The sequence below is a fragment of the Paraglaciecola sp. L1A13 genome (genome assembly GCF_009796745.1).
GTDB lineage: Bacteria > Pseudomonadota > Gammaproteobacteria > Enterobacterales > Alteromonadaceae > Paraglaciecola.
Genome location: NZ_CP047024.1, coordinates 2,742,036 through 2,762,632, shown reverse-complemented (window position 1 = coordinate 2,762,632; position 20,597 = coordinate 2,742,036). Strand labels below are relative to the sequence as shown.

16 protein-coding genes are annotated in these 20,597 nt (G+C 42.6%); 13 read left to right on the top strand and 3 right to left on the bottom strand.

Going from position 1 to position 20,597, the window contains the following annotated elements:
- Positions 1-43: 43 nt before the first annotated feature.
- The 11 genes from GQR89_RS11515 to GQR89_RS11465 all read left to right on the top strand — a co-directional run bounded on the left by GQR89_RS11515 (position 44) and on the right by GQR89_RS11465 (position 14,627).
- Positions 44-391, top strand: coding sequence for a DUF2282 domain-containing protein (locus tag GQR89_RS11515; RefSeq protein ID WP_158770182.1), 348 nt, complete (start codon positions 44-46; stop codon positions 389-391).
- Entirely contained in the window at positions 381-1,319 is a 939-nt protein-coding gene (locus GQR89_RS11510) for a DUF692 domain-containing protein (protein ID WP_158770181.1), read from the top strand. Before GQR89_RS11515 ends, GQR89_RS11510 begins: the two co-directional genes overlap by 11 nt.
- Positions 1,319-2,146: a DNA-binding domain-containing protein gene (locus GQR89_RS11505; RefSeq protein WP_158770180.1), complete on the top strand. Its 828-nt coding sequence runs from the start codon at positions 1,319-1,321 to the stop codon at positions 2,144-2,146. The genes GQR89_RS11510 and GQR89_RS11505 overlap by 1 nt, the downstream gene beginning before the upstream one ends.
- 42 nt (positions 2,147-2,188) lie before the next feature.
- Positions 2,189-2,731, top strand: coding sequence for a DoxX family protein (locus GQR89_RS11500; RefSeq protein WP_233268949.1), 543 nt, complete (start codon positions 2,189-2,191; stop codon positions 2,729-2,731).
- 178 nt (positions 2,732-2,909) lie between these two features.
- Positions 2,910-4,121, top strand: coding sequence for a sodium:proton antiporter (locus GQR89_RS11495; RefSeq protein WP_158770178.1), 1,212 nt, complete (start codon positions 2,910-2,912; stop codon positions 4,119-4,121).
- A 707-nt stretch (positions 4,122-4,828) separates the two neighbouring features.
- A complete protein-coding gene (locus tag GQR89_RS11490; protein WP_158770177.1) occupies positions 4,829-5,506 on the top strand; it encodes a glutathione S-transferase family protein in 678 nt (225 codons plus the stop codon).
- Positions 5,507-6,482: 976 nt separating this feature from the next.
- Positions 6,483-7,673, top strand: coding sequence for a cation:proton antiporter (locus GQR89_RS11485; RefSeq protein ID WP_158770176.1), 1,191 nt, complete (start codon positions 6,483-6,485; stop codon positions 7,671-7,673).
- A 217-nt stretch (positions 7,674-7,890) separates the two neighbouring features.
- Entirely contained in the window at positions 7,891-8,310 is a 420-nt protein-coding gene (locus GQR89_RS11480) for a hypothetical protein (RefSeq protein WP_158770175.1), read from the top strand.
- Between the two features lie 157 nt (positions 8,311-8,467).
- Positions 8,468-9,946: a TolC family protein gene (locus GQR89_RS11475; RefSeq protein ID WP_158770174.1), complete on the top strand. Its 1,479-nt coding sequence runs from the start codon at positions 8,468-8,470 to the stop codon at positions 9,944-9,946.
- Positions 9,943-11,508 carry an efflux RND transporter periplasmic adaptor subunit gene (locus GQR89_RS11470; RefSeq protein ID WP_158770173.1) on the top strand — a complete coding sequence of 522 codons (1,566 nt, stop codon included), beginning with the start codon at positions 9,943-9,945 and terminating at the stop codon, positions 11,506-11,508. Before GQR89_RS11475 ends, GQR89_RS11470 begins: the two co-directional genes overlap by 4 nt.
- Positions 11,505-14,627, top strand: a complete 3,123-nt coding sequence (locus GQR89_RS11465; protein WP_158770172.1) for an efflux RND transporter permease subunit — start codon at positions 11,505-11,507, stop codon at positions 14,625-14,627. The genes GQR89_RS11470 and GQR89_RS11465 overlap by 4 nt, the downstream gene beginning before the upstream one ends.
- Positions 14,628-14,712: 85 nt before the next feature.
- Here GQR89_RS11465 and GQR89_RS11460 read toward each other — a convergent pair whose 3' ends face one another.
- From GQR89_RS11460 to GQR89_RS11450, 3 genes are all read right to left on the bottom strand, one after another.
- On the bottom strand, positions 14,713-15,714 hold the full coding sequence (locus GQR89_RS11460) for an NAD(P)-dependent alcohol dehydrogenase (protein WP_158770171.1): 1,002 nt from the start codon (positions 15,712-15,714) through the stop codon (positions 14,713-14,715).
- 159 nt (positions 15,715-15,873) lie between these two features.
- Positions 15,874-16,926 carry an adenosine deaminase gene (add, locus tag GQR89_RS11455; RefSeq protein WP_158770170.1) on the bottom strand — a complete coding sequence of 351 codons (1,053 nt, stop codon included), beginning with the start codon at positions 16,924-16,926 and terminating at the stop codon, positions 15,874-15,876.
- A 273-nt stretch (positions 16,927-17,199) separates the two neighbouring features.
- Complete coding sequence (locus GQR89_RS11450; protein WP_158770169.1) at positions 17,200-19,062, bottom strand: M61 family metallopeptidase; 1,863 nt, start codon at positions 19,060-19,062, stop codon at positions 17,200-17,202.
- A gap of 227 nt (positions 19,063-19,289) precedes the next feature.
- Between GQR89_RS11450 and GQR89_RS11445 the strand changes: the two genes are divergently transcribed.
- Together GQR89_RS11445 and GQR89_RS11440 are read left to right on the top strand one after the other, a co-directional pair.
- A complete protein-coding gene (locus tag GQR89_RS11445) occupies positions 19,290-19,910 on the top strand; it encodes a PilZ domain-containing protein (RefSeq protein WP_158772240.1) in 621 nt (206 codons plus the stop codon).
- A gap of 91 nt (positions 19,911-20,001) precedes the next feature.
- The gene (locus GQR89_RS11440) at positions 20,002-20,463 is read left to right on the top strand and encodes a DUF962 domain-containing protein (protein WP_158770168.1); all 462 of its coding nucleotides are present in this window, start codon (positions 20,002-20,004) and stop codon (positions 20,461-20,463) included.
- Positions 20,464-20,597: the final 134 nt, after the last annotated feature.

Here is a 20,597-nt window from a genome sequence, read left to right as displayed (position 1 = left end):
TCATCTATAAAACAAGAAAAATATTTTAATCAGGAGCATGTAAATGAAAAAAGTAAATTTAACTAAAGCGTTGTTAATTGGCGCATCAGCAGCAGTTTTAAGTACAGCTGCAGTGGCAGGTCCTAATAGTCAATTAAACATTGCAGATGGCGCATCACCAAAAGTACAAGAGCAACTTACCAATTGGTTAGCGGGTGATAAAGTTCGTGGCCGTAAAGATAAGTGTTACGGCATTGCACTAGCAGGTGAGAACGATTGTAAAGCAGGTGCAGGTACAAGTTGTGAAGGTACTTCAACGACTGATTTTCAAGCTAATGCGTGGACGTATTCACCTAAAGGCACATGTGAGTCAATTGTAACGCCTAATGGAACAGGCTCACTTGAAGGCTAATAAATTACATTCTCCTCAGCATCTAAATGTTGGGGAGAAACTAGGTGCGGGGTTAAGTTTAAAACCAGAACACCTTGATGAAATATTAGCGCTACCAGTTAAAAATTTATCTGCAGCTGATGATCTTTGGTTTGAAGTGCATACCGAAAACTATTTTGTTGCAGGTGGACCACGATTAAATTATCTGAGAGCTGTTCGTGAAAATCATAACGTCAGTTTTCACGGTGTAGGTGGGTCGCTGGGGTCTGACCTTCAAGCCATGTCTGCGCATACTAAACGCGTGAAAGCCCTGATCGATGAATTTCAACCCGCCCTCGTATCTGAGCATGCAGTGTGGTCAAAGTCGAATGGTAAATATTACGCAGATTTAATGCCCTTGCCTCGAACAAAAGATGCTCTTAATTCTTTAGTGGATGGCATTGACTGTTACCAGTGCGCTATCGGAAGGTCTATCTTAATTGAAAACCCAAGTAACTATTTAGATTTTATTAGTGAAATGGATGAACCTCAATTTTTGGTTGAGGCTGCTAAGCAAACGGGTTGTGGCTTACTTATCGATATTAATAATTTATATATCAGTAGTCAGAACACGGGTATCGATGCATTAAATTATTTAAGACAGATCCCCGCGGAGCTTGTAGGAGAAATCCATATCGCAGGACATGATCCCGATCCTGCTCTTGGCCGGTCATTATTGATTGATAGCCATGCTGCTGCTGTGGCGCCTCCTGTATGGACGTTATTGGAACAAGCATTAGGGTTATTTGGCCATCGACCTGTACTTGTTGAGCGAGATGCTAATATTCCGTCGTTTGAAGAACTATTGAACGAGTGGCAAATAGCGCAAAATTATTTGGCGCAATCTGAATCACAAAAGAAGGTCAATACACCTTATCTAAATACGCCTGATAAAGAAGCGATTCGCTAATGAGTACTGATCAATATATTGATGCTTTTACGGTGTATTTACGCAGCGGTGACCTAAGTGTAATGGCGCGCTTTTGCGAAAACTCCTCTCACATTAAGCGGTTAGCGGTCTATCGCAATGGGTTTTATAAAGGCTGCGTGGACGCATTAGTGGCTAATTTTCCCATGTGCGAAAAAAAAATGGGCAGTGAATATTTTAGGAAAATGGCGCGATGTTATGTTGACCGTTTTCCACCCGAACAAGGCACGTTGGTCGGATATGGACTCAACCTGCCTGACTTTATAACGGATTTTATTAAAGGTAATGAACTTGAAAGCAAAGATACCTTTGAAACTCCTGCCAATCAGCAAAATAAAACAAAGTCATACATTAACTTAGTGGATATTGCGCATTTAGATTATGCGTGGTTACTGAGTTTAATGAGTGGCGATTCAAGTGAAACATTAACCATAGGGTATGTTACGCAACTTATGGAACAAGGCTCTGAGCTGACTGAACTTCATGTAAAGCTTAACCCTAGCGTGCGTTTAGTGCGTGTGAGTGAAGAAGCCTTTGCTGAATGGATTTCGCTAAAAACAAATAGTAATAGCGACGTTAGAACTGCATCTTCTACCATGTATTTTGTGATGTTGTGGCGCTTACACGGTGCGGTGCAAGCACGTTTACTTTCTGCTGCAGAGGCTACACTGATGCAGGCTCTAAAAGGCAAAGGTTGCGCTTTGGGTGAGGCATTTGATGCCGCAATAAAGGTAAATGAAAACTTTGAAGTGAGCGATGCGTTTACCGCATGCTTACAAAATGAATTAGTGGAAATCGAAAAGATTTAGCACACGTTAAAAAAGAAAAATAAATAAGGAATAAACATGGGAATGATAAAAAATATACAACTGCTATATGTGCAGATGGGTGAGCAGTTGTCGCGGTTTTTAGAACCTTTGGCACTTTTGTCACTGCGTTTTATGGTCGCTAAAGTATTTCTCGATTCGGGATTAAGTAAATGGGATGGTTTTTTACAATTCAATATTGATAAGTACGACCTATTTAAATACGAATTCTTTTGCCCAGACCCAGTCAGAGAGGGCGCATTACTCCTGTGCGATCCACAAACATTAGATTATGTAGACGGTTCATTTATTGTAAAGATAATTGAAACACTCGCGGTAGTTGCAGGTGTTGTTGAAGTGCTACTTCCAATATTACTGATTATTGGTTTGTTTTCTCGCTTTGCAGCTTTAGGCCTTATTGGCATGACAATGTTTATTCAGCTTGCCGTTTTTCCCACATTAGATCATTGGATTAACCCAGCTTCGTGGTGGGCGGTTTCATTATTAGTGATTTTCGCTCGTGGACCAGGCTTTTTATCGGTAGATCGATTTTTAGGCTTAGATGCTAAGCGTACAACCAATCATTAACGCTTAAGCTGGTTTTAGAACTTTACACGTCAAATTAACCGGCCAAGTGCCGGTTAATTTTTGGAATTGCGCTAGATACAAACCAAGCCATTTAACTCAATAACGTGTGTTGATCTCATTTATTTGGAAACAACACCGGATTTTTAAATATACCCCCTCAGCCCAATAGGAACCTGTAATGGAAATCGGATTACTCATTCTTCTTTTTTCAGTTAGCGCTTACGCCATGTTAGCCAAAAAACTGTCTACTACTATCATCACCGCGCCAATGGTCTTTTTGGGAATGGGTTTTCTGATGAATCAGTTGGGATTGATTCATGTTGGGGATGCACATGAAACCGTGTACTTAATCGCAGAGATATCACTTGTTGTTTTACTGTTTTTAGATGCCTCACAAATAAACCTGCGCAGGCTGAAAAAACAGAATTCTTGGCCACTGAGAATGTTATTGATAGGCCTCCCATTAAGTATTTTAATTGGTACTGGCTTTGCATACCTGTTTTTCCCTGAGTGGCCTTGGGCAATGTTGGCGTTGGTTGCCGCTATTTTGGCTCCCACTGATGCGGCATTAGGTCAAGCGGTGGTATCTAATAAAAGTGTACCTGCAAACGAGCGACAAAGCTTATCGGTTGAAAGTGGATTGAATGATGGACTCGCATTACCCGTTATTCTATTTTTTGCCAGCCTAGTTGCGATGGAAACAGGCTCTCAAGAGAATGAAATATCATGGTTAATGTTTGGTTTCAGCCAAATTGTTGTAGGTATATTGGTTGGGGTAGGTATGGGCTGGTCGAGCGGGCGCTTATTTTTATACACAGAGTCAAAAAAAGTATCATCCAGTGTATTTGAAGGGATCGGTGTTTTAGCACTGACCGGCACATCATATTTGATGGCTAGTTTGCTGGGCGGGAATGGGTTTATTTCAGCGTTCGTTGCTGGTTTAGCATTTGGTAATATTGTGAAAGGGCACTGCCGATTTATCTATCAGTTTACTGAAAGTGAAGGGCAAATATTAATTTGGACTTCGTTTGTTATTATCGGCCTCGGGCTTCTTCCCTCCGCTGTAGAACATTTAACGTTGCCAGTCGCTGGTTACATCTTGGTCAGTATCTTTATTGTTCGTCCTCTTGCCATTTATTTGTCATTGATCGGTACAAAAGCAAAAAACCTTACCAAGGTATTCATGGGTTTTTTTGGCCCAAGAGGCCTTGCTACCGCTCTTTTTGCGCTAATTATTTCCAAAGATATTTTAGGTGAATACGGTCATTCAATATTAATAGTCGCAATTAATGCAGTATGGATGAGCACCTTAATACACGGCATTGCAGCTGCGCCCATGGCTAATTGGTATGGTGCTAAGATTAAGCTTTTAAAAATTAAATCAAGATAATTAGCAAAACCCAAAGACAAAAAACAATCGGAACTTATACACATTAAAATCCAAAAAAATTCGCTAGATCATGTTAAAGCATGCGATCTAAGGCTGTTAACAACAAATACTTGTGTTGTAGTTGCTAATGAAGCGGGTGGTTAATCAGCAATGTGAACTTTTTATTATGTTGGAGTGATCTTCCCCCATATTTATAGACACTTACTTTCAAAAATTCATAAAAAAATCTGCCATCGTCTAGGCTTCGAGGTTTCCACACAACCAAGGATGGTGTGTTAAGCACCAGCCTCGTAAACTTGTACGCCTAAACATCAATAATGAAAATGGCTGACCCTCAATACTGAGTTCGAACAACATTTCAGCACGGCTGTAAGCAGTGAGTATATGCTATAACAATTCAAACAACAGACAGACCATTAACATATACGAGAGATAGCGAAAGCAAGTGCTTTACTGCAACAATCCTGAATCACAAAAACATATTTTCAACATCTTTCAAAAATCATTTTATTTGATGCTACCTGCAATTTGAGTTTGGTGGCACATGTAACCGCTTAATACTTGTTAATTGCGTTTCTGATAGGTACTTTGGTAAGTTGGGTGTCTTGTTAAATGCCATATCTAACCCAATTAAAACAAGTCATAACGGCTTTAATTGCTTGTTCGGCAATTAAAAAATATTCGCCTTAATAATGGAAAACTGATTTATGATTACTTTGCACGGTTTTGCAGCTAGCAACTATTACAACCTAGTGAAACATGTACTTTTATATAAAGAACTGCCATTTAAAGAAAACCTTCTTTACGCGGGTAGTGACGCGTTACTCGCAATCAGTCCCGCGGGAAAAGTACCTGTTATCACAACAGCCGAAGGCCTTCATCTTTCAGAGTCGAGTGTCATTTGCGACTTTATCGAAGAGACTTACCCAACAACGCCACTGTATCCTGAAAATGCTGGAGAACGTGCGGTTGTGCGTCAAATTATGAAAATTGCAGAGCTTTATTTTGAACTACCAAGCAGGCGATTTATTCCTTATGTATTTTCAGGCGCTGAAATTCCTGAATCAGTTAAAGCCGAAGTACGCCAAGTATTAAACCGTGGCGTGACGGCCTTAAGTCGCTTGTGCAAGTTTTCACCTTGGATCGCAGGTGAACAATTTACCATGGCGGATATCTACGTTTATTACGTAAACACCATTGTCAGCACTTTTGGCTCGAGCCAACTTGAGTGGGATATACTTGCAGCGGTACCTGGAATGAAAGAATGGAACGACACCATGAGTCAATCTGTCATTAGCCAAAACGTAGAGGCCGATCGTCTGGCAAACAAGACCGAGTTTATGCAAAAGGTGAAAGCTCAGTTTGAAGCTGCGAATACTAAATAAAACTTAGCTATAAACAGCCCCTGTATTGGATTTTTATAAAGATAAAAGACTATCCAATACGACTGTTCAGCGGCAAAAATTGTTGGCTTAAATTGTGAACTGAGTCAAACAGCCAACTATTTTTGTTCGTTAGAATATCTTGTAATATTTCATGTGTCTGTTTTTTCAAGTCCTAACAAAAAAGTCCAAAAACCTGAATATAACCGCGTATGTACTCTAGGATATTTTTTCATGTGAGGCTCTAGTATTGAGAGGACGATATCGATCAAAACACAAACCGAAAAAAATGCAGAAAGGGCCATAACTCCAATTGGATGGTGCCGTGCCCCAAATCTTGTTTCTCCAGTGCTAAGCCCAAGATAAGCCCAGTATCCAAGGGCTATCAAGGTTGCAAGTAATATCGATTTTAAAATTATTTTCACTAAATTCTTCCCATGAATCCAGAGCCAATTGAAATATAACACTTATTACTGAGAATGCCGTGTATAAAACTTCTCGATTCGATTCGATTCGATTTTCATTTTCATCATTTTATTGAGCATGTTTCACTTTCGCGCAATGAAAACCACAATGAATTGAAAAAGCAAAGTGAGACCGGAGAAAAATATATAATAGGAAGCAAGAATAGCCTTTTTTAATGAATTTCATTAAACCTGTTTTTCATACAGGCCATTTAAATATGAAATATCTAGCGAGTCAGTTAGTTTATGAGCCACTTAGCTGGGACCTTAAGAGGCAATTACAGCCCATGACAAATGACTTGGTAGTTAAAGCCAATCCATTGAACGCCGTTAACAACAAATGCTTGTGTGGCAATCGCTGGGAGCTGATGGAAATTTAGGTGGAATACTTAATCTGCACTTTCATTATGCTGTGCGTTAATAAAGTGAAAGTGTGACAAAGCTTTTCAGATGGGAACCTTTCAATCTATGGCGGTCTTTGTAATAGATAATAAAAAACTCGTCATTTGGAATCTATGCATTTTGACCCTATTTTACCCGCTGTTGTGGGCACAACGTTTATTGGCTTATTGCTTTCGTTAATCTTTAGACATTTCAAACTACCTCTTGTACTGGCTTATATTCTGACCGGGCTTATTGTTGGCCCACAATGTTTAAGCTTGATTAATGATATTGATGTGATTGAAACCATGGGATCACTTGGTGTTATATTATTATTGTTTTTTATTGGAATGGAGGTCAGCCCTGACAAATTACGCCGTAGTTGGCGGGTGTCGATTGGCAGCACGGGATTACAGATCATTTTAAGCGTGGCCAGTATGTTTGTGGTTGGTAGTTTATTGGACTGGTCAGCGCAACGTATTGTATTGTTAGGTTTTGTTATGAGTCTTAGTAGCACTGCGGTGGTATTAAAGCTGATGCAAGATAAAAATGAATTGCATAGCGAACAAGGACAGCATGTTCTCGGTATTTTATTAGTACAAGACTTGGCAGTCATTCCCATGGTCATTATCATCGGCATAATGGACGAGTCTGGGGTTCAATCTGACGTCGTTGCTATGCAGGTAGGTGCTGGCATAGGTGTGTTATTACTGGTGCGCTGGTTACTAAATCAAGAACATATTGAATTTCGTTGGTTAAATAAGTTAAAGGTTAATCACGAACTACAGGTATTCGGGGCGTTATTGTGCTGTTTTGGTTTGGCTTTATTATCTGGATTTATGCATTTATCCACTGCACTAGGCGCGTTTGTAGGCGGTATGCTGGTGGCGAAAATGAAAGATTCAATATGGATTAGAAGCAGTTTAGAAGCATTTCATGTGGTGTTTATTGCATTGTTCTTTATGTCTATTGGCATGTTACTTAATATAGAATTTATTGTACAAAACAGTACGTTGCTGGGGACGTTACTCATGATGGTGCTAGTGGGTAATACCCTTATAGCCACGGTAACACTGCGACTACTGAAATTAAGTTGGTCTAAGAGTCTGTATACTGCGGCCATGCTTGCGCAAGTAGGGGAGTTCAGTTTTATTCTGGCTACACTGGGTCGCCAGTCAAAATTGATTACTGATTATGGTTATCATGTAACGGTAGCGGTTATTGCATTAAGTTTGTTTGCCAGCCCTTTTTGGGTGGCATTAGCCCGAAAGATTTTACCCTCTGAGTGTGTCTCTAAAGTGTCGACTGATGTTACTGGAGCATAGGTAGTAACAGGTCCTAAAAATAGGGCTGGCAATTAATTTCGTGCACCACAGGTATACAAACGATAAACTACCTTTAGTAGGCTACTGATGTAATATGTTTTTTGTTTATGCTTCAGGTCGCTTTTTAAGGTATTAAAGGCGCTTTTGTTGGGTGTTTCCAGTACCAATAATAGCGACATCAATGATACCAGCACTAATAATAGAGAACCGTAATAACATGACCTTTAGATTAACCACTTACCTATTGATAGCACTGCTTTTTGCTAGTCAATCTTTGGCGGTTAATGGCATGAGTTGCTTTGCCATGCAAGTCAGCCAAGGTGATTCTTTATCAGCACAACAATTGTCCCGTGATTCTTACGACACTAACGCTACCGAAGCGCCTTGCATGATGCAAATGGGTGATAAAATGTTATCCACAAGTGGTGATTCAAGCAGCGTTATGAATAGCGACTGCTGCGATGATAATACTGGTGAGTCGTGCCATTGCCCTATAGCTGCATATGGTGTGCTAGCATTGATGTCTGCGCCATCTGTGTTCGCAAGTAATCTCTCAGACGATAAAATTCCCAGTATTTTGTCGTCTATTCAAAGCCCGTTTCATTCCAAAGCAAAACGCCCTCCTATACACGGTTAAACCAATCTAGTTGGGTCTTTTTTTTAAGACTCAGTTGTTATGTTTAACCGAAAAAGCTTCGTTCAAGCAAAGCTCTTTTCGATTCTTACAGCACTATTTTCGTAGCGTTATCTGTGATTACGAATAAATAGCACAAAATATTTTGTCGAGAGTAAACATGAAATTGGCTAACGTAATAAGCCGCAAGCAAAGTACAGCACGTTCAACCGTGCGTACTTTGCTTACGTGTGGCGTATTGGTGATAAGTGCCCAAACTTGGGCCGGTAATTTGCAACAAGCGGTATTACAAGCACAGCAAAATGACCCATGGTTAGTAGGTAGTACGCAAAAAGAACACGCGTTAAAAGCGCAGGGGGCTGCTGCTGACACCTTGCCTAATCCAGAATTTTCACTTGGTTTGCTAAGTGTACCCAGTGATGGTTTTGCCCTTAATCAAGAGCCAATGACACAGTTAAAAGTCGGTGTTAAGCAAACGCTAACACGGGGTGACAGCAGAACAATATCCCGTCAGCGCTATAATGAACTTGCCGCGCAACAGCCCTTGTTGCGTCAAGACCGATTAGCCATAGTGAAACGCAATGTGACGAGTTTATGGATGGACTTGTACAGCGCCAAGCAAAGTATCGCACTTTCTATGCAGCAGCGGACAGTGCTCTCACAGCTTATCGATATTGCTCAAACAAATTATGCAGCCGTTTACACTAGCGGTCAAAAGCGCGGCACACAAAGTGATGTTCTGGAAGTGCAGCTCAGTATTGCGAAATTAGATGACCGTATTAGTGCTTTACGGACATTGCAGCGCACCGCCCAAGCTAATTTATGCCGGTGGTTGGCCGTAGAGCCGAATAATAACGATGACTTTCGTTCGGTTGAGGAACAGGCAGTCATTCAGACATGCGAGATAGATAAAGCCGATGGTTCCGTTTTGCCCGTGCTGGCGCCACTGCCTGAGTTACTAAAGGCTGAAAAGCTTAACCACCAAGCCATTGCTCAAATCTTAATTGCGCATCCCAGAGTGAAAGCATTTCACCAAGCAATAGTGGCTAGTAGCAGCGATGTGCGATTAGCGAAAGCGCAATACGGTCCAAAATGGGGCGTAAATGCCAGTTATGCCTATCGTCAAGATGATGATTTTAATCGTAGCCGAGCAGATTTCTGGTCTGTAGGGGTAAGTGTTGATTTCCCCATTTTTTCAACTAAGAAACAAGACAACCTATTGGCCGTGTCCCATCATCAAAAAGAATCACTGCGTACAGATTATCGTTTATTGCTACGTGAAATGTTGGCTGAACTGGATAGTTTACATGGCCAATATGCACAGATAACACAGCGTATACAGCATTACGACGAGGTTATTCTTAGTAATATTGCTGAACAAAAAGAGGTCAGTATTGCCAATTTTAGTCACGATTATAGCAGTCTTTCACAGGCTACAGAGGTGGCGGTTATTGAGCTTGATGCTCAGCTTGAGCAGCTTAAGTTGATAAACCAGCAATATAAAATTAAGGCCCAGATTGCGTATTTTTTGCCTACGCAGACTTCAACCAATCAAGCGCTTTCTTCTCGCCAAAATTCTCCGTCAAACACGTTAGGTGATGTACGTCACCTAGTGCCTCATCAGGAAAGTCACCCATGAAAACAATTATCAGTATCGTCGTCGCTTTTATCTTAGGCGGTATTATTGCCATAGGGCTATATGCGCAGTTTGCTAGTCAATTTTTAACTGACACTGAATCAAGTAGCAATGGCCAGCGCAATGGTGCCGGTCAAAATGCACCTTTGTATTGGGTTGCACCGATGGATCCAAATTTTCGCCAAGACAAGCCGGGTAAGTCGCCTATGGGCATGGACCTCATTCCGTTTTACGGCGAAAAAAGTAGTGACAGTGATATGGCTGCACAAGCTGGGGCGATTAAGGTATCGCCAGATGTGGTCAATAACTTGGGTGTGCGCATTGCACGTGCGCGCATGGCGAGACTTGAGAAGACCATTCATACCGTGGGCTATATTGGCTATAACGAAGATACCATAGTGCATATGCATCCTAGAGTGGAAGGTTGGGTCGACGCGCTTTATGTCAGTACTGCGGGAGAAGCCGTAACCAAAGGTCAAAAAATTTACGGTATCTATTCACCCCAATTAGTCAGTGCTCAAGAAGAGTATTTGCTGGCGAAAAAGCGCAATAGTACCGTGCTTGTTGATGCTGCGCGGCAGCGTTTGCGGGCACTGCATATGCCCAAACAAGCCATGGAACAACTTAATAGCGGTAATGAAGTACTGCAAAGTGTCACTTTCTATGCACCTCAGTCAGGAGTATTAGAGCATTTGAAAATTCGTCATGGCTATTATGTTAAGCCTGGCGATACGCTGATGTCGATCGCCAGTTTGGACGAAGTGTGGGTTGAAGCTGAAGTATTTCAGCAGCAAGCGGCCTTACTAAAGCCAGGTCTGCCTGTGACGATGAACGTTGGTTATTTACCAGAGCAGCAATGGGTAGGGGAACTAGATTATATTTACCCGTCACTTGATAAAACCACCCGTGCATTTAGAGTGCGCTTGCGTTTCGATAATCCGCACCGTCAATTAAAACCCAATATGTTTGCAGATATCACGATTGAAGGGGAAGCCAGCAGTAAGGTGTTACTTGTACCTCGCGAGGCTGTGATCCGAACGGGTCGCCAAGATCGGGTGGTTTTGGCCCTCGGTGATGGGTATTTTAAATCGGTCGAGGTGAAACTAGGTCGTATGGATAGCGACTTCATTGAGATTGCAGCTGGTCTCAAAGAAGATGATGACATCGTTACCTCAGCCCAATTTTTATTGGACTCGCAAAGCAGTATATCATCTGATTTTATCCGTATGGACCATAGCAGCGCGATGATATCGCAGGTGAAAACCATGACGTCCATGGAAATGCCAACGACCCCAGACGAAGAAAATACAATGCACCAGCAAGCGACGGTGCGCGGTATCGTTAACGAGATTAATGCAATTTCAAGAACGATCAATATTAGCCGTGGGCCAATAGAAAAATGGGGGCGAGAGCCTGCCACCCTGGACTTTTCCTTCAGTGACCAGCTTGATACACAGTCAATTGAGCAGCTTAAGTCAGGTAGCGAAATTACCTTTACCTTCGAGATACATGATGGGGAATTTGTTATACAGGCGTTGTCACTCACTGGTGAGGCCGCGCTATGATTGTGCATATTATTCGCTGGTCGGTGAACAATCGACTATTGGTGCTTTTACTGACGGCCATGATCGTAGGATTGGGGTTATTTAGTATTAAACATACCCCAGTGGATGCCATCCCTGATTTATCGGATGTGCAGGTGATCATTAAAACCAGCTACCCCGGGCAAACCCCACAAGTGGTTGAAGATCAGGTGACGTATCCGCTTACCAGCGCGATGTTGTCTGTTCCTGGGGCAACAACTGTTCGTGGCTTTTCTTTCTTTGGTGACTCGTACGTGTATATCATTTTTGATGACGATACCGACCCTTACTGGGCGCGATCACGGGTCTTGGAATACTTATCTCAAGTGAGCCCAAACTTGCCTGCACAGGCAAAACCACAATTAGGACCTGATGCCACAGGCGTTGGCTGGGTCTATATGTATGCACTTAAAGATGAAACCGGTGGTCATGATTTAAGTGAACTGCGCTCTTTACAGGACTGGTTTTTAAAATTTGAATTGCAATCTGTACCGGGTATTTCAGAAGTGGCCACTATAGGCGGTATGGTTAAGCAATATCAGGTGGTGGTCGACCCCAATAAATTGCGTGCTTACAACATTCCCTTGAGCCTTATTCAAACTGCGATTCAGGCCGGTAATCAAGAAGTTGGGGCATCGGTTATAGAAATGGCAGAGGCTGAATATTTGGTCTCAACCAATGGATACATACAAAACAAGGCCGATTTAGCGTTGATCCCTTTAGGCTTTAACGACAATGGTGTGCCCGTGTTATTGCGCGATGTGGCAGATATTCATCTTGGGCCACAGATGCGCCGTGGCATCGCTGAGTTAAATGGGGAAGGTGAAGTGGTAGGCGGCATTGCGGTGATGCGTTTTGGTGAAAATGCGCAAAAAACCATTGAGGCATTTAAAGAAAAGCTTGAGGTGCTAAAACAAGGTTTACCTGACGGGGTTGAGATTGTCGCGGTTTATGACCGCTCAGAACTGATTGAGAGCGCGGTTGATCATTTATGGTCGAAGCTGCTAGAAGAATTACTGATAGTCGGCGTTGTGTGTGCTGTGTTCTTATTTCATGTGCGCTCGTCTTTGGTCGCCATTGTTAGCTTACCATTGGGTATTTTAATCGCGTTTATCATTATGTATTGGCAGGGTATTAACGCCAATATTATGTCCCTTGGGGGAATAGCGATTGCCATTGGTGCCATGACTGACGGGGCTATCGTGATGATTGAAAACATGCATAAACATATGCAAGACGTTGAGTTAACCGAGCACAACCGCTGGGAAATCGTTATTAAATCGGCCTCTGAAGTGGGTCCTGCCTTGTTCTTTAGTCTGCTTATAATTACGGTCAGCTTTCTACCTGTGTTTATGCTTGAGGCTCAAGAAGGGCGAATGTTCGCGCCGCTTGCGTTCACGAAAACCTATGCCATGGCCGCTTCAGCAGGGCTGGCAATCAGTGTGGTGCCAGTACTGATGGGGTATGCCATTCGCGGTAAGGTCATAAGTGAACACAAAAACCCGATTAATCGTGCATTAATCGCTTTGTACATGCCGGCTTTAAAAATGGTGCTGAACTACCCTAAAAGTACATTATTTGTCGCTTTTGTTATTGCACTGGTTGGATTTTATCCGCTGAAGAATATTGGTAGCGAATTTATGCCACCACTGGATGAGGGTGACTTAATGTATATGCCGACGACATATGCAGGGATATCCGTCGGTAAAGCTCGGGAAATTTTGCAGCAAACCGATAAGCTCATCCGCACTGTGCCAGAGGTAAATAACGTATTTGGCAAAATCGGTCGAGCGGATACCGCGACCGATCCTGCGCCATTAACAATGATTGAAACCTTTATACAATTTAAGCCTGAAAACGAATGGCGTGTGGGTATGAGCAAAGCTGATATTCGTGATGCGTTAGAGCAAGCATTAAAGCTGCCTGGCGTGACTAACTCATGGGTCATGCCGATAAAAACGCGCATTGATATGCTGGCAACCGGTATTAAAACGCCTGTAGGTATAAAAGTCGCAGGTGAAGATTTAGCGGTTATTCAAAAAATTGGCCAAGATATTGAGCGGATCCTTACGCCTATGCAGGGCTCGGCTTCAGTTTATGCAGAGCGTGCAGTTGGCGGGCGATACATTAAGCTAGACATAAACCGAGAAGCAGCGGCTCGATATGGTCTCAGCGTTAGTGCTATCCAAAACGTCATAACGATGGCTGTTGGTGGAGTGAACATAGGGCAATCAGTAGAAGGTCTCGCTCGCTATCCGATAAATGTGCGTTACCCGCAAACGTACCGTGATTCTCCTGAGCAATTGCAGCGTTTACCCATAGTGACTAAAACTGGCCAGCACTTAACGTTGGGGGAGGTGGCCAGAGTCTATATTGATGAAGGGCCTGCAGCGATTAAAAGTGAAAACGCTCGCTTAAATGGTTGGATATTCATTGATATAGACAACATCGACGTAAGCCACTATGTACAAAAAGGCCAAGCATTGCTCAAAGATAAACTGGTATTGCCTGCGGGGTATAGTGTTACCTGGGCTGGGCAGTATGAGTACATTGAGCGAGCCAAAGAAAAGCTGAATTACGTGATCCCCCTCACGTTAGCCATTATCGTTTTACTTTTATATCTCAACTTTAAGCGTTTTGCAGAAGTGGCGATTATTCTTGGAACACTGCCCTTAGCCATGATTGGTGGCATATGGCTAGTGTACCTTGCGGACTTTAATTTGTCCGTTGCTGTTGGCGTTGGCTTTATTGCGTTAGCTGGCGTAGCCGTTGAAATTGGCGTGATCATGCTGGTGTATTTGAATCAAGCATACGAAAAACTGAGCTTAGATGAACAAAACGTTGGCGGGCGAATTTCAGAGGACAAGCTTCGCCACAGCGTGATGCAAGGGGCAGGCCTTAGAGTTCGGCCCGTTATGATGACAGTTGCTACTGTTATTATCGGCTTACTGCCTGTTATGTTTGGCAGCGGTACAGGCGCTGAAGTAATGAGCCGTATTGCGGCGCCTATGGTCGGGGGCATGGCAAGCGCGTTAATACTCAGCCTGCTGGTAGTGCCTGTGGTGTATTTTTTATGGCGCAAGCGCGGTCTTACCGTGTAAAGCGTCACCGATGGAAAGCGAGCCCCTAAGCAATATTTTATGGATTGCATAGGGGCATTAACGATTCTTTTGCGACCTTAACTTATCAGCGTTTTAAAACAATTCGGTATTTAACGTCACCGACTCGAAGCCTTTCAAGTGCTTGATTAATCTCGTCAAACGAGTAAGTTTCGATGACCGGTTTGATATTATGCAGCTTGGCGAATTCAAGCATTTTAGCGATGGTAGCTGGGCTGCCAACAGGAGAGCTAGAGATGCTTCGCTGCTGAGACATAAGCGAAAACACGCTGATTTTTAGCGGTTCGGTAATCGCGCCAACAAAATGTAAGCGACCTTTAGGGGCCAGTGTACTGATGTATGCTTCCCAATCCAGGGTAACAGCTACGGTAGATATGATCAGATCAAACTCGCCGGCGGCTTGTTTTATTTCCTCGTTATCACGAGAGTTAATCACATGATGAGCACCTAAAGATTTTGCTTCTAGTTGCTTTGCTTCACTTGAGGTAAATGCGGTAACTTCACAGCCCCAAGCATTTAGAAACTGCAGCGCTAGGTGCCCTAGGCCACCAATACCAATGACAGCGACTTTATCTGTAGGTTTGATGTCAAATTCGCTTAGGGGATTAAACACCGTGATACCACCACAAAATAATGGTCCAGCGGAAGCGAGATCAATTCCATCAGGAATAACCACAACCGCATTTTCTTGCGCGCGCACTTTATCGGCAAAGCCTCCGTGATGGCCAACTATCGTCGGGCGTGCCTTAGCGCATAAGTTGTGATCTCCGTTGTCGCACAACCGACAGTGATTGCAATAACCAGCATGCCAGCCTAACCCTGCCACTTGGCCAATTTTAAGCCCTTTTACGGTGCTACCTATTTGACGGATAGTGCCCACAACTTCATGGCCACCGACGACAGGATATTTGCTGATCCCCCATTCGTTATCAATTACGCTCAAATCACTGTGGCAAACGCCGCAATACATAACATCAAGTTCAACTTCGTTTGGCTTGAGCTCGCCAGGATCATATTCAAAGGGGGTGAGCTTGCCTTTCGGTTCATGTGCTGCGTAAGCCTTTATCATGGAGCATTCCTTATCAATGGGTCGTTACAAACTTTATCTATATTAAACATTGTGCAGGCAGGCGCACTGATCACAATCAAAATTTGTATCATAACCATTGATAGTCAAAAGGCTAATTGGCTTATATTCCATCCGTGGAATACTCGTTAGCACATTAATTTATGCGTGGGCCGTTGGGCTGGGCTTTAGGGCATGCCTGGCATATTGGCTTACCTGCGCTAAATACTGATTAATTTCACTGTCTTTTAACCATGCGACTTTAAATGCATTTTCTACCATGGTAACGATATCTTGCGTACTAAATTGTCCTTCTCTTTGCAGCTCAATAAAGTTTTCATTTAAGTAGGCACGAAAATAAGCGGGATCATCTGAATTGATGGTGACCAAAATATTTTGCTCAAGCATCTGACGTACTTCTTTTGACGTTAAGGATTGCACCACAAAGCGATTTGATACAGGACACACGGTTAAACCCATCTGCTGCTGTTGGATCTTTTTAAGTAGAGCTGGGTCTTGTAATGCGTTGACCCCGTGGTCGATTCTATCCACTTGTATATCATCTAAACATTGTTTGATATTGGTTAGGGTGTCTAATTGATTGACATCGCAATGCATGGTGAGCTTTAGATCCAAAGCGCGGGCTTTAGCAAATACTTCTGCAAACTTTGCCGGAGGATTATCCTTTTCATTGGAATCGAGCCCCACGCCCACTAACCAAGGTAAATAAGGCATGGCTAACTTAAGGTGTTCCATTGCCGATTCTGCGCTTAGTTCTCGAAGAAAACACATGATTAATTGGCTGCGTATTCCAAGTGCGTCCTCTGCATCCAGTTGGGCTTTATGAATGCCAGTAATGATTGTTTCAAAGCTAACACCGCGGCTAGTATGAGCTTGTGGGTCAAAGAATAGCTCTACATAAACGATATTTTCGCTAGCTGCCTTGGTTAAATAATCAAAAGTGAGTTGGTAAAAGTCTTCTTGATTGATGAGGACATTCATTCCTGCGTAATAAATTTTTAGGAAAGACGGTAAATCGTGAAAGTCGTAAGCGGCAATTAATTGCTCAGGGGTATCAAATTCTAGGGGGATATTATTTTTTGCTGCCAGAGCAAAACTTAATTCAGGTTCAAGGGTGCCCTCAAGATGAACATGAAGTTCGGCTTTTGGCATATTACTGATGAAACTTTGCATATCTAACGGTTGAGTTTGCAATGGATAGTCCTTTTATTATGTTCGAATATTCATAAACACAAAGGGTTGCGTTGGGCATACCGCGATGGTTTATTTACAATCAATACTGGTTTAACAGAGCAAGGTTCGTGCCCAAGGCAATAGAGGAATTAAGGGGCGATAAATGACGTTTACGTGTTAAGTACGATGGTATAGGGATGTAACTGCACCAGTTCGATACGCACTAAGTACAATTGCGCGAAACTGGTGCAATTTTTTAAAAACGAATATTAGGTAAGTGCCGAGTCCCTTTATTTATAGGTTCTGTTTATTATCGGGTAACCATAGTTTCAATTTTTGCTGGTCGCTGATCGTTAAATAAAGCGTGTCTAGTTGGGCTTCATTAATTTTAAGCGTAAGCTGTTTAAGTCGCTGATGACGAAGGATAAATAGTCTTACCTGTGCATTGTTTGCGTACTGAGCATAAATATTGAGTAAATTTCCTGTGGACACTTGCCAATCATCAAAGCTAATGAGCTGATCGCCCACTTGTAAACCCGCATGGTAGGCAGGCGTATTTTCACTGACTTGGGTAATAATTACACCAGTTTCAGATGATTTAAACGATGCGCCAAATTGATTGCCTTGCACACGATTGGCGGCTTTACCACCAAGATCGTTAGCATCACTGCGTGCACGACGCTGCATACTAATACCGAATTCGGCCAATAAACTCTGAACTGGTAACTCTTTAGTCGAATAAAGCGCATCTTGCAGAAATTGTGCGAGCGGCAGTTTGAATACCTCTAGTACGATATGATGAATTATATCGTCAGGGGTGCCTACCCCTAGCTTGCCGTGGTGCAGCCACAAATAGCGCATCACGTTATCTAAACTTAAGGTATGTTTGCTCTGTATACGAATGTGTAAATCGAGACACAGTGCGATAACGGCGCCTTTAACGTAATAACTGACAATATTATTTATGGCGCTGGCATCTTGTTGGTAAAACTTGGTCCAAGCGTCAAAACTAGAATCGGTAACGGTTTGTTTGAGACGTCCAGTGTTTCGCTCTAAGCGTGTGAGTGTTTGACCTAGCACCTCTAAATAGCTTTCGGTGGGGGTAACGTGACTGCGTGCTAAACTAAGATCATCGTAATAACTGGTAAAACCTTCGTATATCCACAATTGGGGAGTGTACGCTTCTTGCGCCAGTGCGCTCGCTTGCAGCACGGCGGGTTTAGTGCGTTTTATATGCCACGTATGTAAAAACTCATGGCTACACAAACTTAAAAAGGTCCGGTATCCATCAGGCATGTGGTCGGCTTGGGCGATACTAGGTAAATCGTCACGACTGTACAATAACGCGGTTGATGAAATATGTTCAAGACCACCAAAATCTTTACCTGTCAGCATCGTAATAAATAGATAACGCTCTACCGGGGGGGTGTCAGCAAACAAGGCAAAATGATGGGCACAAAGTTCGCGCAAATCTTGGGCCATACGCTGCGTATCACTGCGATGTCCGCCTGCTAGAATGAGTTCAAAATGGCAGGTATGTTCCTGTTGAATCTCTTTGTCCTGCGGTTCATTCAGCGGCGTTACTACGTCGAAGGAGACAATATCGTACTCACCCAACAATATAGGATGATCGATAAGGTCATTGTAATCTTTGGCTAGGTAATGACCAAAAGCATGATGCCGTGTGTCTTGCGCCAAAGGTAAAGTTGTTGCTACGCGCCAATTCGCACACGAAGCTTGCGTGGGTTTGAGTAGCGTAACGGCTAACGATTCGTTGCGGTGACCTTCAACGGCTAAAAAGGTGCTGGTGCCGTTGAAGAATGCGAAATCATCGAATACATACGCGCTACGGACTGATAGGTCGAAGGCATAAATAGTATAATGAACCGTTATCGGGCCGTTATTCGGGGGTAACATCCAGGTTTGCTTGTCAGGTTTTTCAAGAGGCAACTGGGCACCTTGTTCATCTTCAACGCGAATTTGGACGATATTTTTCGCAAAATCGCGGATCATGTAGCTGCCAGGTATCCAAGCAGGTAAAGATAATATGTGGCCCTTCAAAGATGGAATACTAATATATAAGGATACCGTGAGGGTATGACCAGCAATAGAATCGATACCAAGGGTGTAATGAATAGCGGGTGAGCTTTGGGACATGGAAAAACCTTAAATAAACACGAAGAGGAACTGGGTGAAATGTGCTCGAAAATAATCATCTTTACGATAAACCTTTGCGAAAACACTTTATATTCACGTAAATTTTACGTTAAATGGTCGGATTGCACCTAACTTTGTTTACTACTTTACAGGATATTTAACTCTTGCCACACAACACTGGGTTATCAAGTGATGATTTATTTAAACTGCGCTCAATGCGTCCTGGAATGGTCGTTGACTTGCAGATTCAGTCACCCACGTTAAAAAGGCGGGTTAAAACTGAATTCGTTGGTATAGATGGCAACCGCAATCTGATCTTTCGCTTTCCCGATGATAATAAGTGGGCAGGCCTTGATGGTGCAATTTACATGAATAACACCATGATCGTACGTTGTATTCTTGAAGATGAAACTGGGGTGATTGTGGCTTTCAAGGTTAAGATTACGATTGTTATTACCAAGCCGTCTAAGTTAATTTTTGCTGCGTTCCCAGAAAGTATACAAAGCCATGGTTTGCGAGCTGAGCAACGTGCACAAACACGTATTGCCGCTCTTTTAATTGACACCCAAGAACGTAGCGACATCATACCTTGCTTAGTCCGTGATATTTCAAATCAAGGTTGCATGATCAGTATTGGTCGTGATGCCAAAGGCATTCGGCCTGCTATTGATCAGGAGCTTGAGCTGCTAATTCCAAACTCTCAAGGTGATGACATTAGTTTGTCTGGTCACGTACGTAATAAAAAAGAAGACGATACACGTCATTATTACGGGATCCAGTTTTGTGCCGAAGAAAATGATGTGGCTAAATTATTATCTCAACTCCTAATCAACACGGATAACCCGTAATCGCACCAAAAGGCCAATAGACGTGGGCTGGCCTTTTCGGTATGCTCAGATTTATAACTGTTAATAAAATGTAAAAAGAATGGGGGTGTACATGCGCCGAATAGAATTGTTGTTAAATGAATATGGTCATAGTCATACCAACAAACTCAATATATTAATTCATGCGGTTGCTGTACCAGCAATCTATTTTGTAACCCTTGGTTTACTCTGGTCGATTCCTAGACTTGAGATAATGGAACATTTTGATGTGACTTGGGCGCATATCGCCGTTGTGCCAATGTTGTATTATTATTTCAGATTATCAGGCCCCATAGGCGCCGCAATGACGTTGTTAAGCGTATTGGCATTGTACGGCATCATGTTGCTTGAAGGGACAATTTACGAAGTGTGGGAAGTTTGTTTAGCCTTGTTTGTATTTATGTGGATTTTGCAATTTATAGGTCACAAAATAGAAGGCAAAAGCCCGTCGTTTTTTAAAGATTTACAGTTTTTATTAGTTGGGCCAGCTTGGTGGTGGGTACATTGGTTGAAACGCATGAACATTCCTTATTAGCATAATCCTCCCCGTGTTTTGCCAAGTTTCGCATTAATATGCGATAAACGGGGAAGGGCATACGCTCAACTGTAAGACCTCGGTCGACCTTTCTCGTATAATCGTTATTTCATTGAATTCTAATGGTATTTTTG